Source organism: uncultured Limnohabitans sp., from assembly GCF_937889215.1.
Lineage (GTDB): Bacteria > Pseudomonadota > Gammaproteobacteria > Burkholderiales > Burkholderiaceae_C > Limnohabitans_A.
The window spans coordinates 1-16,708 of the sequence record NZ_CALBEX010000512.1; the positions used below are offsets into that span (position 1 = coordinate 1).

The window sequence follows — 16,708 nt, forward strand, 5'->3', positions numbered from 1 at the left end:
CTCAGTTGGTAGAGCAGCGGACTTTTAATCCGTTTGTCGTGGGTTCGACCCCCGCTGGTCCCACCAGTTTTATAAGCACTTTGTACTTCGGTCCAAAGTGCTTTTTTCATGGTCGTTTGATTTGCGAACGGCGCAGTTGAATTCAAAAAGTCGGGCCACCATGGCCCGACCATTGTTGAACAATGCTGCGATCCCCGTCAGCTTGCCGTGGCTTCTTCGAGCAAAGAAGTCAACACCAACCAGCGCTCTTCCAGCGCTGCCACTTCGTCGCTCAAGGCCTTCAAACGCCGGCCGGCATCGGCCATGTCTGCCGGTGAGACCGGCGTGGTCAACAAGGCTTCCAGCTGTGTTTTTTCTGTTGCGATGCTGGCCATGCGATGTTCATTTTGTTCCAACTCCCGTTTCAGTGGCCGGGTTTGTGTTGCCAATTGTTGGCGTTTTTGGGCATCGAGTTTGCGTTGTTCGGCGCTGCTCAGGCCGGCGCTGGTGCCCTGTGCGGCCAAAGAGGGCGTCACTTTGGCGGCTGTCACCTCAGCCGGTGCTACAGCCTTGGCCAAAGCTGCGTCAGTGGCTGCACTGAGTGGTGCCGCCACCGGGGCTGTGAGCGTTTCGCGTGCGGCGTTTTTGGCCACTTCACGCAAGCGCTTGGACTCTTCCAGCAAGTACTTTTGGTAGTCGTCCAGATCGCCGTCGAAAGGATCAACCTTGCCCCGGCCCACCATCCAGAATTCGTCACACACGGCACGAAGCAAAGCGCGGTCGTGGCTGACCAGCATCACGGTGCCTTCGAACTCATTGAGCGCCATCGACAGCGCTTCGCGCGTGGCCAAGTCCAAGTGGTTGGTGGGTTCGTCCAGCAGCAGCAAGTTGGGGCGTTGCCACACGATCATGGCCAGCACCAAGCGGGCTTTTTCGCCGCCGCTCATGGAGCCGACGGCCTGCTTGACCATGTCGCCACTGAAGTTGAAGGTGCCCAAGTAGTTGCGCAGGTCTTGCTCACGGCTGGGCTCGTTGCTGCCCAGCTCTTTGGCCAAGCGGATCATGTGCTCCAGCGGGTTGTCATTCGGGTGCAGCACATCGAGTTCTTGCTGTGCAAAGTAGCCAATGTTCAGGCCTTTGCCCTCGGTCAGCGTGCCCGCCAGCAGCGGCATGGTGCGGGCAATGGTTTTGACCAGGGTCGATTTACCTTGGCCGTTGGCCCCCAAAATACCAATGCGCTGGCCCGCCAACACCGATTTGCTGACGCCTTGCAAGATGGCTTTGGGCTCGTCGTCGACGGTGTAGCCAAAACTCGAATCGCTGATGGCCAGCATCGGGTTGGGCAGGTTGTTGGGCTCTTTGAAGCCGAAGGTGAACTCGGCATCGGCCAGCAGCGGGGCCACTTTTTCCATGCGCTCGAGCGCTTTGACACGGCTTTGCGCCTGCTTGGCTTTGCTGGCCTGGGCCTTGAAGCGGGTGATGAATTTTTGCAGGTGGGCGATCTTGTCTTGCTGTTTGGAAAACGAGGCTTGCTGCAGCTCCATCTGTTGGGCACGCAGGATTTCAAAGCCGCTGTAGTTGCTGCCGTAGCGGGTGAGTTTCGCGTGGTCGATGTGGAGGGTGACATTGGTCACGGCATCCAGAAACTCGCGGTCGTGGCTGATCACGATCATCGTGCCCGCGTAGCGCTGCAGCCAGGCTTCCAGCCAGACCAGCGCATCCAAATCCAAGTGGTTGGTGGGCTCGTCCAAGATCAGGATGTCGGACGGGCACATTAGCGCACGGGCCAGCTGCAAGCGCATGCGCCAGCCGCCCGAAAAGCTGTTGACGGGGTTGTTGAGCTCGTCCACCCGAAAGCCCAGACCCAAAATCAGGGCTTCAGCGCGCGGCATGGCGTCATGGTCCCCGGCGTCGGCCAAGTCGGTGTAAACGTGGGCCATTTCCATGCCGTCGCCACTGGCTTCGGCCACCACCAAACGTTGGCGCAACTCGGCCAATCGGGTGTCACCTTCCAGCACAAAGTCAGCGGCGGCTTGGTCTGTCTCGGGCATGTTTTGCGCGACTTGACCCATGCGCCACTGGCGCGGCATTTCAAAGTCGCCGCCGTCTTCGGTCAAGCTGCCGTTGAACAACGCAAACAAGGTGGATTTGCCCGCCCCGTTGCGCCCCACCAGACCGACTTTTTCTCCGGGGTTGAGGGTGACTGAGGCTTTGTCCAGCAGCACCTTGGTGCCTCGGCGGAGGGTGACGTTTTTTAGATTGATCATGAAAAGCAGTGTCCGGAACAGATGCCGGTAGGGGGGAGCAGGGTCAGTTTGGAGGGACTGACCTCAAAGGGCATAACCCGCCATTTTCGCCGATGTGCGTGTCAGTGAGATGGCGCGTTGAAAGTTGGGTCGTTTCCCCAACCAGCAGGGAGAGCTTTTACAAGCTGAGTAGGGCTTCACGCGAGATCAGCAAAACCTGGTCGTCTCCCGCGCTGGTGTCCAGCCAAGCGACTTCGAGTTCAGGGAAAGCGGCGATGAAGTGGTCCACCTCGTTGCCGATTTCGAGCACCAGCACCGCGTGTTCGCTCATCCGCGAAGGTGCGTTCCTGAACAACTGCCGCACAAAGTCCATGCCGTCCGAGCCACCGGCCAGTGCCACTTCAGGCTCGGCGCGGTATTCGGCGGGCAGGGCGTCCATGCTGGCTTGGCACACGTAAGGCGGGTTGCACAAGATGAGATCAAACGGACCGGGCAGCGCAGACAGGCCATCGCTGTGCAACAGCGTCACGCGCGACTGCAGGTCGTGGCGCTCGGTGTTGATGGCCGCTACGGCCAAAGCGTCATGCGAAATGTCAGCCCCGGTCACTTGCACATCTGGCCAGGCCAGCGCCGCCAGCACAGCCAGGCTGCCGTTGCCGGTGCACAGGTCCAGCACTTGATGGGTCTGGTCGCTCAGCCAAGCGTCGATGGTGCCATCGGCCAACACTTCGGCAATGAGGCTGCGCGGCACAATGGCGCGCTCGTCGATGTAAAAAGACACGCCTTGCAGCCAAGCTTCTTGTGTGAGGTAAGCCGCGGGCTTGCGGGTGGTGATGCGTGCCTCGATCAGTGCAGCACAAGCCGCTTGCTGCTCGGGTGTCACGTTTTGCTCGGCCAGTTCGTCCAAATCGCTGTCGAGCGGCAAACCCATTCGCCACAGCACCAGCCAGGCGGCTTCGTCAAAGGCGTTTTGGGTGCCGTGGCCGAAGGCCACTTCGGCCTTGTCGAGTTGGGCGGCGGACTGCGCCATCAGCGCAGACAAGGTCATGGCGCTCATGCGGACAAGCCCTGGTTGATTTGCTCCAGCGTGCGGCGGTAGATGGCTTTCAGCGGCGCAATGTCACTCAAGGCCACATGCTCGTTGACCTTGTGGATGGTGGCGTTGGGTGGGCCGAACTCGATGACCTGCGGGCAGATTTGCGCGATGAAGCGCCCGTCACTCGTGCCGCCTGTGGTGGACAACTCGGTGGTGAGGCCAGTTTCGTCGGCAATGGCTTTTTGAATGGCGGCGACCAAGGTGCCTGGTGTGGTCAAAAAGGGCAGGCCACCGATGGTCCATTTCAACGCGTATTGCAGGCCATGCTGGTCCAGCACGGCTTGCAAGCGTTGCTGCAAGCTTTCGGGTGTGGACTCGGTGCAAAAGCGAAAGTTGAAGTCCACCACACAGTCGCCGGGGATCACGTTGCTCGCGCCTGTGCCCGCGTGGATGTTGCTGACTTGCCAGCTGGTGGGCGGGAAAAACGCATTGCCCTCGTCCCAACGGATGCCGACCAGTTCGGCCAGCGCCGGGGCCAGGCGGTGGACCGGGTTGTCGGCCAGGTGGGGGTAAGCGATGTGGCCTTGCACGCCTTTGACGGTGAGCTTGCCGCTCAGGGTGCCGCGTCGGCCGTTCTTGATCATGTCGCCGGTCTGCAGCACCGAGGTGGGTTCGCCCACGATGCAAAACTCTGGCGCATCGCCACGGGCCTGGAGCGCTTTACACACCACCACCGTGCCGTCGAGCGCCGGGCCTTCTTCGTCGCTGGTCAGCAAAAAGGCGATGCCCAAAGCGGGGTTGGGGTTTTGAGACAGAAACTCTTGCACGGCCACCACCATGGCCGCCAGCGAGGTTTTCATGTCGCTCGCGCCGCGCCCAAACAACTTGCCGTCTTGGTGGGTGGGGGTGAAGGGGTCGCTGTCCCATTGCGCGAGCGGTCCGGTAGGCACCACGTCGGTGTGCCCTGCAAACGCCAAAGTCTGGCCCGAGTGCCCGGCGCGTTTGGCCCACAGGTTGCGTACGCGAAAGGTGTCCGGGCCTGAGTCCATGAACTCGCAAACAAAGCCAAGCGGCTTTAGGGCGTCGGCGATCAGGTCCAGGCAACCGGCGTCATCTGGCGTGACCGAGGGCTTGGAGATCAGTTGCTCGGCCAGGCGAAGGGTGTTGTGACAAGTGGTGGCGTTCATGGCTCAGACCTTGTTGGGGTGTGCTCGCACAAAGCGTGCGATGCGTTCAGCCGCTTCCAGACACTCGGCGGTCTCGGCCACCAAGGCCATGCGGATGCGGCCTTGGCCGGGGTTTTTGCCGTTGAAGTCACGCGCCAGGTAGCTGCCAGGCAAGACCGTCACGCTTTCGGCTTCGTACAGCGCCCGGGCAAATGCCGCGTCGTCGCCACGCCAGCCCTCGGGCACACCTGCCCAAAGGTAAAAGCTTGCGTCGGGCAGTTGCACGTCGAGCACGTCGGCCAGCACGGGCGTGACTTGGGCAAACTTGGTGCGGTACTGGTTGCGGTTGTCCACCACATGGACCTCGTCGCCCCAAGCGGCCACGCTGGCCGCTTGCACCACCGGGCTCATGGCGCTGCCGTGGTAGGTGCGGTAGAGCAAAAACTGTTTGATGATGGCTGCGTCGCCCGCCACAAAGCCGCTTCGCAGGCCAGGCACGTTGCTGCGTTTGGAGAGGCTTGTGAAGGCGATCAGGCGTTTGAAGTCGGTGCGGCCCAGCTGGTGGGCGGCTTCCAGGCCGCCCAAGGGGGCCTCTTCGCGGAAGTAAATCTCGCTGTAGCACTCGTCCGACGCAATCACGAAACCGTGTTGGTCGGACAGGGTGAACAGCTTTTGCCATTCCGACAGAGGCATGACCGCGCCCGTAGGGTTGCCAGGCGAGCAAACAAACAACAGCTGCGTGCGGGCCCAGACCTCGGCAGGCACGCTGTCCCAGTCGTTGGCGAAGTTGCGCACCGGGTCGCTGGGCACATAGTGCAGTTCGGCCCCGGCCAGCAGCGCCGCGCCTTCGTAGATTTGATAGAACGGGTTGGGGCTGACCACAGTGGCACCGGGGCGGTTCGGGTCAATCACCGTTTGCGTCAGGGCAAACAAGGCCTCACGCGAGCCGTTCACCGGCAGCACTTGGGTGGTCGGCTCCAGCGTCAAACAGTATCGGGCTTGCAGCCAGGCGGCGCAGGCTTTGCGCAGCGTTGGCTCGCCCGCTGTGGCCGGGTAGGCCGACAGGCCCGTGGTGACAGCGGCCTTGAGTGCTTCCTGAATGAAAGCCGGTGTGGCGTGCTTGGGCTCGCCAATGCCCAAGCTGATGGGCTTGAGGTCAGGGCGGGGCGTGACACTGGCGAACAGTTGTTTGAGCCGTTCAAAGGGGTAGGGTTGCAGCTTGGCAAGAAGGGGATTCATCCTCTGATTATCCCGGATGAAGGCACGGCCATGGGCCCCAGTTGTGTCGCTGCTCAGTAATTTGACGGTCAATTCATCTGCTCGGTCATTTTGGGGTGCGCGTCAGATGGGGCGCAGGCTTGGACTCAGTCCATTGCCAATCGTTCGCACTGAGCATGCGCGCCAAGTTCAGCGGGCCTTCAAGTCAGTTTGCAGTGCTGGAACCGTTCCAATCACCATCCTGTCGGGTAATATTGACCTTTTGCACCTTGTTGGCCATTTGGGCTGGCCCTTTTTACCGATCCGATACCGCCGTGCGCCTCAATTCCATCAAGCTTTCGGGCTTCAAATCGTTTGCCGAACCGACCAATTTCCTACTGCCCGGGCAGCTGGTGGGCGTGGTCGGGCCTAACGGTTGCGGCAAATCCAACATCATGGATGCGGTGCGCTGGGTGCTGGGTGAGTCCAAGGCGTCCGAATTGCGTGGCGAGTCCATGCAGGACGTGATCTTCAACGGCACCACCACCCGCAAACCTGCCAGCCGCGCCAGTGTGGAGCTGGTGTTCAGCAACGAAGACCACCGCGCAGGCGGCCAATGGGGCCAGTTTGCCGAAATCGCAGTCAAGCGCGTGCTGACCCGCGACGGCAACAGCAGTTACTACATCAACAACCAGCCGGTGCGCCGGCGCGATGTGCAAGACGTGTTTTTGGGGACCGGCTTGGGGCCACGCGCTTACGCCATCATTGGCCAAGGCACCATCAGCCGCATCATCGAGTCGCGCCCAGAAGAGCTGCGCTTGTTCCTCGAAGAAGCTGCGGGCGTCTCCAAATACAAAGAGCGTCGCCGCGAGACCGAAAACCGCCTGTCCGACACCCGCGAAAACCTGACCCGGGTCGACGACATCCTGCGTGAGCTGAACGCCAATCTGGAAAAGCTCGAAAAGCAGGCCGAGGTGGCCCACCGCTACAACAACCTGCAAGCCGACAGCACGCTCAAGCAGCACCAGTTGTGGCTTTTGAAGCGCCGCGACGCCGAGGCTGACCAAGGCCGCATGAAGTCCGATGTGGACCACGCGGTCAATGCGCTTGAATCGCGTATGGCCGATCTGCGCCATGTGGAAGCCGATTTGGAAACCATTCGCCAAGCGCATTACGCCGCAGGTGACGAGGTCAACCAAGCCCAAGGCAAACTCTATGAAGCCAGTGCCGAGGTTGGAAAGCTCGAAGCTGAAATCCGCTTTGTGGTCGAAGGCCGTCAGCGCGCCGAGCAGCGTTTGCAGCAGCTGATCGAGCAAACGGCTCAGTGGGGGACCCGCAGCCAAGACGCCCAAGCCGAGCTGGAAATCCTGGCCGAGCAAGCGGCCATGGCCGAAGACCAAAGCATGACGCTGGCCGCCCAAGTTGAAGACCAGGCCATGGCCCTGCCTGACCTGGAAGAGGCCCTGCGCAAAGCCCAAAACGACGCCACTGCCCAACGCGCCACGGTGGTACAAGTGCAGCAGCAAATTGGGGTGTTGGCCGCAGACCAGCGCAACGTTGAAGAACAATCGCGCCAGCTGGACACGCGCCGCGAACGCCTGTTGGCCGACCGAAACGCCTTGGCCGCGCCCGACGAAGCACGCCTACAGCAATTGCAAGAACAGTTGGCCGAGGCCGAGGCGCTGTCGGCCGAATCCGAAGCCCGCTTGCAAGACCTGCAGGAGCAGGTGCCCGCGCTCGATGAAGACCGCCGCACCCGACAAGCCGCCGTCAACGATGAATCGGCCCGCCTGGCCGATCTGAGCGCCCGGATAGAAGCTCTGAAAGCCCTGCAAGAGAAGGTCCGCACCGACGGCAAGCTCAAACCCTGGCTGTCCAAGCACGGTATGGACGGTCTGGAAGGCCTGTGGAGCCGCATCCACATCGAGCCGGGTTGGGAAAATGCCCTCGAATCCGCCCTGCGTGAGCGCTTGTCGGCCCTGGAAGTTTCTCGCCTGGACATGGTGCGCGCTTTTGGCAACGACGCGCCGCCTGCGAAGCTGAGTTTTTTCAGCCCGCCTTTGGCCGCCAAAGCCGCGACACGCAGTGGCATGCCCGCAGGTTGCAAGCCCCTGGCCGAGTTGCTGCGTGTGCACGATGCCGGCTTGTCGGCATTGCTTGCCGACTGGCTGCAAGGCTGCTACACCGCCCCCAATTTGGAAGACGCGTTGGCTTGGCGCATTCAGCTGCAAGCGGGTGAAACCCTGTTTGTGCAGGCCGGGCATGCGGTGGATCTGAACAGCGTGGTGTTCTACGCGCAAGATTCCGAGCAAGCCGGTTTGCTGGGTCGCGCCCAAGAGATCGAAAACCTGGAAAAGCAGCTGCGCGCCCAAACCCTGATTTCGGAAGAAAGCCGCAGCGCCTTGGTGCGGGCCGAAGCGGCTTATGCCGACGCTTCGCAGCGCCTGATCACGGTGCGCCGCGAAGCCAGCGAAAGCCAGTCGCGCACGCACGAGTTGCAGGTCGAGACCCTGCGCCTGTCTCAGCTGGTGGCGCAAACCCGTGCCCGCAGCGAGCAGATCAACAACGACCTGGCCGAAGTCGAAGCTTTGCTCGATGAGTTGCAAGAGCGCCGCGTCACGGCCGAAGCCCGCTTCGAAGAGCTGGACATGCAGCTGGCCGACACCCAAGAGCGGCATGCCCAACTGGACGAGCGTGTGATCGAGGCCGAGCGCAAGCTGTCTGAATGCCGCGAACAACAGCGCAGCTTGGAGCGCCGGGCGCAAGAAGCCCAGTTTTCACAGCGCAGCCTGGATGCCCGCCGCGCCGAGCTGAACCGCACGATCGAGACCGCGCAGCAGCAGGTCACCAGCATCGACGCCGAAATGCAGCGTGCCCGCGACGAACTCAGCCGCCTGACCGATGCCGCCGCCCAAGCGGGTTTGCAAAACGTGCTGGCCGTCAAGCTCGAGCGCGAGCAAGCGCTGGGCGCTTGCCGCAGCGGCTACGACGACCTCACGGCCAAACTGCGCGCCAGCGACGAGCGGCGCGTGAGTTTTGAGCGCGAACTCGACCCTTTGCGCCAGCGCATCACCGATTTGCAGCTCAAAGAGCAAGCCGCCCGCCTGGGCCTGGAGCAATACACCCAGCTCTTGGCCGATGCGCAAGCCGATCTGGAGGCCGTGGCCGCTTCGATTGAGGCAGGCCAAGTGCGCGTGACGGGTCTGCAAGGCGAGATCGACCGCATCCACCGCGAAATCACGGCACTTGGCCCGGTCAACCTGGCCGCACTGGAAGAGCTGAGCACGTCGCGCGAGCGCAAGGTGTTCCTGGACTCGCAATGCGCCGACCTGACCGATGCCATGAACACGCTCGAAGACGCGATCCGCAAGATCGACGCCGAAACCCGCGAGCTGCTGGGCGGTACCTTCAAGGTCGTCAACGAGCACTTCAGCCGCATGTTCCCCGAGCTGTTTGGCGGCGGCAATGCGCGTTTGGTCATGACCGGCGACGAAATTTTGGACGCCGGTGTGCAGGTGTTGGCCCAGCCGCCCGGCAAGAAAAACCAGACGATCCACCTGCTCTCAGGTGGCGAAAAAGCCCTGACCGCGATTGCTCTGGTGTTTGCGATTTTTCAGCTCAACCCGGCCCCGTTTTGCTTGCTCGACGAGGTGGACGCGCCGTTGGACGACGCCAACACCGAGCGCTACGCCAAACTGGTCAAGGGCATGGGCAAAGAGACCCAGTTCCTGTTCATCAGCCACAACAAAATCGCCATGGAAATGGCCGAGCAGTTGATCGGCGTGACCATGCAGGAGCAGGGCGTTTCACGGATTGTGGCTGTGGACATGGAGTCCGCAGTGTCATTGGCCGATGTGGCCTGAGGTTTTTGAACTATGTTGGAATCGTTGAGTTCTTTGCAGCTGAGTTTGGCGGTCATTGGCGGGCTCACCCTGGTGGGTGTCGTGGCTTACAACTATTGGACCTCGCGCAAAAATGCGCCCCGCCAAGCAGACCCCCATCGCCCACCGGTTGAGCACGACATTGAGCCCGTGCTCACTGGCGAGTTGCCGGGCGCAACAGGCCATGACCAAGCGCTGGCGCAAGAGCCTGGGATGCAAAACGGCTTCGCCAACCTCAGCCAGCCCGAACGCAAAACCCAGCTGGATGCCTTGATCGACGTGATCGCATTGATCGATGTCGAGCAGCCCGTGTCCGGCGATGCGGCCATGGCGGCCATGCCCTCCACTCGGCGCGTAGGCACCAAGTTGTTCTCGATCGAAGGCTGCTCACAAGACACCGGGCAATGGGAAGCCGTGGCCCCTTCACGCCGTTACACCGCCTTTCAGGCTGGGGTGCAACTGGCCAACCGGGTGGGCGCGCTCAACAACATCGAGTTCTCTGAATTTGTGGTCAAAACCCAAGCCTTTGCTGATGCTGTCAGCGGCACGCCCAGCTTCAGCGACATGCTTGAAGAAGTGTCCCGCGCACGCGAATTGGACCAATTTGCCAGCGTGCACGACGCGCAGTTGAGCTTCACCCTGTGCGCCCGCACCGCGGCCTGGAGCCCCGGTTTCATCCACCAGCATGCAGCCCGCTTGGGTTTTGTGCCGGGCTCTATCCCTGGCCGCATGGTCTTGCCTGCTGCCGTTCAGGGCCTGCCAGCCGTGCTCTCGCTCACTTTTGACACCCACGCTGCACTGGCCGATGACCCGGCCTTGTCGGCCATCCGCTCGTTTGCGCTCAGCCTGGATGTGCCTCAAACCTCGCGTGAAGAGCAGCCCTTTGTGCGACTGCGTGACGCCGCTCGACTGCTGACCGAGCACATGGATGGGCTGCTCACCGACGGTGAAGGCCAGGTCCTGAACGAAGCCGCACTCGACCAAATCGGCCTCGATTTGCAGCAACTGTACGACGCCCTCGATGCCCGGGAGCTGTCTGCCGGATCGCCCCAAGCGCGCCGCCTTTTCTCTTGAACGGGGCGCAGCCGTGAGCCCCCAAACACCAGGTCTGTTCGACGACTTGCCGCCCCAACTTGCCGAGCGGCCTAAGCCTCTGGCCCCCGCAGAACAAGCCCAGGCATTGCGCGCACAGCTGCACCAACACGCTCACGCCTACTACACGCTCGACGCCCCCGAGATCCCCGACGCCGAATACGACCGGCTGTTTCGCGCTCTGCAAGTCCTCGAGTCAGAACACCCGGCTCTGCGTACGCCCGACTCGCCCACCCAGCGCGTGGGCGGCCAAATTCTGGACGCCTTTGCCCAAGTTCGGCACCACGTGCCCATGCTCAGCATCCGCACCGAAACCGACACCGAAGCCAGTGGGGCCGAGGCCTTTGACACCCGCATCCGCAAAGAGCTGGGCCTGAGTGAGTCGGAGCCGCCCGTGGACTATGTGGGCGAACTGAAATTTGACGGCTTGGCCATGAGCCTGCGCTACGAAGGCGGCATGCTGGTGCAAGCGGCCACCCGAGGCGATGGCGAAACCGGCGAAGACGTCACCACCAACATCCGCATGATTGGGCAAATCCCGTTGCGTTTGGCAGCCAACGCTCCCACGGTGCTCGAAGTGCGGGGTGAGGTCTACATGCGCCGCGACGACTTCGAGGCGCTAAACGAACGCCAACGCCAACGCATCGCCGCAGGGACCAAGGGCGAAAAAACTTTCGTCAACCCGCGTAACGCGGCGGCTGGTGCGGTGCGCCAGCTCGACTCGGGCATTGCGGCTGAGCGGCCGCTGAGCTTTTTTGCTTATGGTCTGGGCGACATCACACCGGCCAGCGAAGGCGGGCCGCAATGGAGCTCCCACTACGACATGCTCATGCAGCTCAAGGCTTGGGGCTTTCCGGTGGCCGAGCAAACCGCGTTTGTGCAAGGTGCTGCCGGGCTGGTGGCGTTTCACCAGCGCATGGCCGCCGAACGGGACGCCTTGCCTTACGACATCGACGGCGTCGTCTACAAAGTGAACGACTTGGCGCAGCAGCTTCGTCTGGGTTTTGTGACCCGCGAGCCGCGTTGGGCTGTGGCGCACAAGTACCCCGCACAAGAAGAAATGACCACCGTGTTGGCCATTGATGTGCAAGTGGGCCGCACCGGCAAACTCACGCCCGTGGCCAAACTGTCCCCGGTGTTTGTCGGCGGGGTCACGGTGACCAATGCCACGCTGCACAACGAACTCGAAGCGCGCCGCAAAGACGTGCGTGTGGGGGATACCGTCATCGTGCGCCGAGCAGGTGATGTGATCCCTGAAGTGGTGTCGGTAGTTTTGGACCGCCGTCCGCCCGAAGCCCCTTTGTTCACCATGTTGACGCACTGCCCCGTGTGCGGCAGTCTGGCCGAGCGGGAAGAGGGCGAAGCCGACCACCGCTGCACGGGTGGCCTGTTTTGCAGCGCCCAGCGCAAACAAGCCATCTGGCACTTTGCCCACCGCCGCGCCATGGACGTGGATGGCTTGGGCGACAAACTGGTGGACCAACTGGTTGACACGGGCCAAGTCAAGACACTGGCCGACCTGTACCACCTGAAGCTCGACAGCTTGGCCAACATAGACCGCATGGCCGAAAAATCAGCCATCAACTTGCTCGAGGCTTTGGAAAAGTCCAAAACCACCACCCTGGGGCGCTTTTTGTTCAGCTTGGGCATCCGCCATGTGGGCGAAGCCACGGCCAAAGAACTGGCCCGGCACTTCGGTCAGCTCGACGCCATCATGGTCGCCAGCGAAGACGCGCTTTTGCAAGTGGCCGATGTGGGTCCCGTGGTGGCCCACAGCATCCGCACCTTTTTTGACCAGCCACACAACCGCAAAGTGGTGCAAGCCCTGCGCGATGCAGGCGTCATCTGGCCCGAAGGCGAGGCCTTGGCCCCGACCGAAATGCCTTTGGCGGGCATCACCGTGGTGCTCACCGGCACGCTGCAAAGCATGGGCCGCGACGAGGCCAAAGAACAGCTTGAATCCCTGGGCGCCAAAGTGGCCGGCTCCGTCAGCAAAAAAACCCATTACGTGGTAGCCGGAGCCGAAGCCGGCAGCAAACTCGACAAAGCCCAAGCCCTTGGCGTGCCCGTGCTCGACGATGTGGGTTTGGCTTTGCTTTTGGCTGGCCAAAAGCCCTGAGCCTGCGCACATTGGCGCAGAACCCTCTAGGCCGAATGGCTTTTTTGTCTGCCATCATCTTCAGAGTATCAAAAGCGCTCAGGTTCCGAAACCGCTCTCAACGCTGCTTCGCGAAGGGATGGCTGTCAGACCCAAAGGGCCACGCCCTATTGGAAATGTCTGTCTTTGTAGGTCGGTGCCCTTTGGGTCCGACAGCCCGCTGAGCAACTCAAAGGGTCAAAGATCAATCGTCCTCGGCAGCGCTGATCTCTGGAAACAGCACCTCGGTGAAACCAAAGCGGCTGAAATCGCGTACCCGCATGGGGTAAAGCTTGCCGATCAGGTGGTCGCATTCGTGTTGCACCACCCTGGCATGAAACCCGTCCACCTCGCGGTCGATGGGGATGCCTTTTTCGTCAAAGCCGGTGTAACGGATGCGCGACCAGCGCGGCACCACACCGCGCAAGCCGGGCACCGACAAACAGCCTTCCCAATCTTCTTCTTCGTCCGCTCCCAGCGGCGTGATTTCCGGGTTGACCAGCACCGTGCGCGGGACCAGCGGGCGGCCCGGGTAGCGCGGGTTCACGGACGTGCTGCCAAAAATCACCAGCTGCAGGTTCACGCCAATTTGGGGTGCGGCCAGGCCTGCGCCATTCACGGCGGCCATGGTGTCGTGCATGTCCGCAATCAGCGCGTGCAGCTCGGGTGTGTCAAAAACGGTCACGGGCTCGGCCACGCGCAGCAGTTGGGCATCGCCCATCTTGAGGATTTCACGAACGGTCATGGCGCCAGTCTCACATGAAGAAATAAAAAAATACGATCATTTGCATGCGCCTCAGTCCATCGGCGCGACCAATCTGTCGGCCGGAGCCGTCGTAAAGCTTGTCGCCATCGATGCGGCCCATGGCCGAGCCCGAGGCGCTGTAGAGGCGGTCACCGTCGATGCGTCCCATCTGGCTGCCCGAGGCGCTGTAAACCCGGTTGCCGTCGATACGGCCCAACTGCCGCCCAGACGCGTCATACACGCGCTCGCCATCGATCCGCCCGAGTTGCTGTCCAGAAGCGTTGTAAAAACGCTCGGCATCCACCCGTCCAATCTGCCGACCGCTGCCGTCGTAAAGGCGCTGGGCAAATGCCGTGGGCAGCAGCAGGGCTGCCATCAGCCATGCAAGCATCCATTTCTTCATGTGGGCCTCATGGGTTTTCTTCTCGGAACTCGCCCGCATGACGGCCGCCTTGGGCTGCACGCGCATTTTCTTGGTTGCGCAAATCCACCCGGCGGATCTTGCCCGAAATGGTCTTGGGCAGGTCGCTGAACTCCATGCGGCGCACCAACTTGTAGGCCGAGACCCGCTCCCGCATGAACCTGAAAATTGCCTCCGCCGTGGCCGAATCCGGCGCGTGGCCAGGGGACAGGATCACATAGGCCTTGGGCACCAAGCCCCGAACAGGATCGGGCGCAGGCACCACCGCCGCCTCGGCCACGGCAGGGTGTTCGATCAGCGCACTCTCCAGCTCGAAGGGGCTGATGCGGTAGCCCGAGGACTTGAACACATCGTCGGCCCGGCCCACATACGTGATGTAACCCTGCTCATCGCGCTGGCCCACATCGCCCGTGTGGTAGTGCCCATCGCGCATGGCCTCAGCGGTTTTGTCCGCGTCGTCGGCATAGCCGTTCATCAACGCGGTGGGGCGGTGTGCCAGGTCGATGCAAATCTCCCCTTCGTCGGCGCTTTCGCCATCGGCGTTGAGCAGCACCATCCGGTAACCAGGCAAAGGCCGCCCCATCGAGCCCGCTTTGAGCGGCGCACCCGGTGGGTTGCCTATTTGGGCCGTGGTCTCGGTCTGGCCATAGCCGTCGCGGATGGTGATTTGCCAGGCGGCGCGCACCTGATCGATGACCTCGGGATTGAGCGGCTCGCCCGCCGAAATCAGCTCGCGCAACTGCACGGGCCAGGCTTTCAGGTCTTCTTGAATCAGCATGCGCCACACCGTGGGCGGCGCGCACAGGGTGTTGACCCGGTGCTGCACCAGCGTGCCCAGAATGTCTGGGCCGTTGAAGCGTGCGTAGTTGTAAATGAACACGCAGGCTTGCGCATTGAGCGGCGCAAAAAAGCAGCTCCAAGCGTGCTTGGCCCAGCCCGGCGAGCTGATGGTCCAGTGCACATCGCCTTTTTGCAGGCCCAGCCAATACAAGGTGGACAAATGCCCCACCGGGTAACTTTGCTGGGTGTGCTGCACCAGCTTGGGCTTGGCCGTGGTGCCTGAGGTGAAATACTCCAGCAAAGGATCGGTTACCCGGGTCGGCTCGGGCGGGGTGAAGGCGGTGCTGGCTTGGTGCGACTGCGCGTAATCCAGCCAACCCTCAGGCAAACCCGCCCCGCCGGACACGCTTACCAAGGTCAGCCCAGTCGTCACGGTGCTGGGCAAATCCATGACCTTGGCCATGCCCCCCGCATTGGTGATGATGCATTTGACCCGCCCACGTTCCAGGCGGTCTTGCAAATCATCACTCGAGAGCAAGGTTGTGGCAGGGATCAACACCACGCCCAGCTTGATCGCCGCCAGCATGGTCTCCCACAAGGGCACCTCGTTGCCCATCATCAACAAAATCCGGTCGCCCTTGCGCGCACCCAGGGCCACCAGCCAATTGGCCACTTGGTTGGAGCGTTGTGACAGCTCGGCATAGCTCAGGCGAAACTGCTCGCCCGAGGCCTCGACGATGTGCAAAGCCGGGGCCGGGTTGTCCCGTGCGATGCTGTCAAAGTAGTCCAGCCCCCAATTGAAATGCGTCAAAACAGGCCAGCGAAACGCCGCTACTGCGGCATCGTAGTCGGTGCGGTGGGTCAGCAAGGCATCGCGGCTGGCCAAAAATTGTGCAAGTTCGCTCATGGGCTCCTCGGCGGGTATGGGGGGCAAGGTCAATGCAATCCAAAACAGTTTAGCGCCTGCAAAGTGCGCTGTGCATGAGGATTTGCCATGCCCAAGTGCTGCATGGTCGCGTGGTGGGGGTCTCGGATGGGGACCGCATCACCGTCCTCGACGCCGACAGGCGGATCTGTGGCAAGACCCTGAGCCCGTCGAGCCTTCGGTGCTCAGGCGAAAAAAATGAGCCCAAGCCACCATGCGCTGGCCGCCCCAACCCCGCGCTAAACTGCCAACTTGTGCACACATTTCACGCCCACCCAAAACGCCCAGTGGCTCAAACAGACCCTGGCGCTTGATTTGCCAGCCGACTATCCGGCCGACACTTACCCCGGTTACGCTGCGCCCCTCGTGGTGAAAAGCCACCGCTCCGGTCGCGTGGCCTGTGGACTGGCGCGATTTGGCCTGATCCCGCCTTGGGCCAAAGACGACAAGATTGGCCGCCACACTTACAACGCCCGCAGCGAAACCGTGGCCGAAAAACCCAGCTACAGAAACGCTTGGCGGCGCAGGCAATTGGGGCTGGTTTTGGTCGACAACTTTTACGAGCCCAGCTACGCCAGCGGCAAAGCAGTGCCTTGGAAAATCCAGTGCGCCTCAGGCGAGCCCTTGGCCATCGCCTGCCTGTGGGAGCGCTGGCAAAACCCCCAGACAGGCCTGCCTGTGGTGAGCTTCAGCATGCTCACCGTGAATGCCGATGAGCACCCTGTCATGCGCGAGTTTCACAAACCCGGCGACGAAAAACGCACCCCCGTGGTCATTGCTCCCGAACTTTATGACGCTTGGCTTGGCGCCGACACCCAACAAGCCGCAGCCCTGATGGGCTGGGCACACTCGCCAACACTGGCGGCTGCACCGGCGTGAGGGCATCGTTGCAGGGTGGTCTGAGCATTGTCTGGCAATCTGCGTAAAAGTTTGTACCCCTCCGAGATGTGAAACTTCAAGGCTTGCTGCGCGTTCGCTGCAGGTCATTGCTTGCAAGCTTTTGTGTTTGCTTGTTTTGTGGTTACCGCTTCCCACACACGGTTTCCTGAGCCTGCAACGGAGTTTGCAGATGAGGCAAAGGTGTGTTTTGCAGCCAGTGGGCC

At 61.8% G+C, this 16,708-nt stretch carries 11 protein-coding genes; 4 read left to right on the forward strand and 7 right to left on the reverse strand.

Features of this window, described 5'->3' with window-relative positions:
* Positions 1 to 197: 197 nt before the first annotated feature.
* The 4 genes from Q0341_RS12985 to dapC form a co-directional block, all read right to left on the reverse strand.
* A complete protein-coding gene (locus tag Q0341_RS12985; RefSeq protein ID WP_299514055.1) occupies positions 198 to 2,246 on the reverse strand; it encodes an ATP-binding cassette domain-containing protein in 2,049 nt (682 codons plus the stop codon).
* Positions 2,247 to 2,403: 157 nt separating this feature from the next.
* Positions 2,404 to 3,282: a 50S ribosomal protein L3 N(5)-glutamine methyltransferase gene (gene prmB, locus Q0341_RS12990; protein ID WP_299514057.1), complete on the reverse strand. Its 879-nt coding sequence runs from the start codon at positions 3,280 to 3,282 to the stop codon at positions 2,404 to 2,406.
* Positions 3,279 to 4,448, reverse strand: coding sequence for a succinyl-diaminopimelate desuccinylase (gene dapE / locus Q0341_RS12995; RefSeq protein ID WP_299514059.1), 1,170 nt, complete (start codon positions 4,446 to 4,448; stop codon positions 3,279 to 3,281). Before dapE ends, prmB begins: the two co-directional genes overlap by 4 nt.
* Positions 4,449 to 4,451: 3 nt before the next feature.
* A complete protein-coding gene (dapC, locus tag Q0341_RS13000; RefSeq protein ID WP_299514061.1) occupies positions 4,452 to 5,666 on the reverse strand; it encodes a succinyldiaminopimelate transaminase in 1,215 nt (404 codons plus the stop codon).
* Between the two features lie 293 nt (positions 5,667 to 5,959).
* Here dapC and smc point away from each other — a divergent pair, with 293 nt between their 5' ends.
* The 3 genes from smc to ligA are packed head-to-tail and all read left to right on the forward strand — an operon-like array spanning position 5,960 to position 12,716.
* Complete coding sequence (smc, locus tag Q0341_RS13005; RefSeq protein WP_299514063.1) at positions 5,960 to 9,487, forward strand: chromosome segregation protein SMC; 3,528 nt, start codon at positions 5,960 to 5,962, stop codon at positions 9,485 to 9,487.
* A 24-nt stretch (positions 9,488 to 9,511) separates the two neighbouring features.
* Complete coding sequence (locus Q0341_RS13010; protein ID WP_299514074.1) at positions 9,512 to 10,579, forward strand: cell division protein FtsZ; 1,068 nt, start codon at positions 9,512 to 9,514, stop codon at positions 10,577 to 10,579.
* Positions 10,527 to 12,716: an NAD-dependent DNA ligase LigA gene (ligA, locus tag Q0341_RS13015; RefSeq protein WP_299514065.1), complete on the forward strand. Its 2,190-nt coding sequence runs from the start codon at positions 10,527 to 10,529 to the stop codon at positions 12,714 to 12,716. Before Q0341_RS13010 ends, ligA begins: the two co-directional genes overlap by 53 nt.
* 223 nt (positions 12,717 to 12,939) lie before the next feature.
* On the opposite strand, the gene def is transcribed toward ligA, so the two are convergent.
* The 3 genes from def to Q0341_RS13030 are packed head-to-tail and all read right to left on the reverse strand — an operon-like array spanning position 12,940 to position 15,587.
* A complete protein-coding gene (def, locus tag Q0341_RS13020; protein ID WP_299514066.1) occupies positions 12,940 to 13,479 on the reverse strand; it encodes a peptide deformylase in 540 nt (179 codons plus the stop codon).
* 10 nt (positions 13,480 to 13,489) lie between these two features.
* On the reverse strand, positions 13,490 to 13,882 hold the full coding sequence (locus Q0341_RS13025; protein WP_299514068.1) for a 5-fold beta-flower protein: 393 nt from the start codon (positions 13,880 to 13,882) through the stop codon (positions 13,490 to 13,492).
* Positions 13,883 to 13,889: 7 nt separating this feature from the next.
* The gene (locus Q0341_RS13030; protein ID WP_299514070.1) at positions 13,890 to 15,587 is read right to left on the reverse strand and encodes an AMP-binding protein; all 1,698 of its coding nucleotides are present in this window, start codon (positions 15,585 to 15,587) and stop codon (positions 13,890 to 13,892) included.
* Positions 15,588 to 15,857: 270 nt separating this feature from the next.
* Between Q0341_RS13030 and Q0341_RS13035 the strand changes: the two genes are divergently transcribed.
* A complete protein-coding gene (locus Q0341_RS13035; protein ID WP_299514071.1) occupies positions 15,858 to 16,484 on the forward strand; it encodes an SOS response-associated peptidase in 627 nt (208 codons plus the stop codon).
* Positions 16,485 to 16,708: the final 224 nt, after the last annotated feature.

Coding starts and splice junctions, on each gene's coding strand:
- Q0341_RS13030 (WP_299514070.1), bottom strand. CDS start 15,587: ATGAGCGAACTTGCACAATTTTTGGCCAGCCGCGATGCCTTGCTGACC.
- dapC (WP_299514061.1), bottom strand. CDS start 5,666: ATGAATCCCCTTCTTGCCAAGCTGCAACCCTACCCCTTTGAACGGCTC.
- ligA (WP_299514065.1), top strand. CDS start 10,527: ATGCCCGGGAGCTGTCTGCCGGATCGCCCCAAGCGCGCCGCCTTTTCT.
- def (WP_299514066.1), bottom strand. CDS start 13,479: ATGACCGTTCGTGAAATCCTCAAGATGGGCGATGCCCAACTGCTGCGC.
- Q0341_RS12985 (WP_299514055.1), bottom strand. CDS start 2,246: ATGATCAATCTAAAAAACGTCACCCTCCGCCGAGGCACCAAGGTGCTG.
- dapE (WP_299514059.1), bottom strand. CDS start 4,448: ATGAACGCCACCACTTGTCACAACACCCTTCGCCTGGCCGAGCAACTG.
- prmB (WP_299514057.1), bottom strand. CDS start 3,282: ATGAGCGCCATGACCTTGTCTGCGCTGATGGCGCAGTCCGCCGCCCAA.
- Q0341_RS13025 (WP_299514068.1), bottom strand. CDS start 13,882: ATGAAGAAATGGATGCTTGCATGGCTGATGGCAGCCCTGCTGCTGCCC.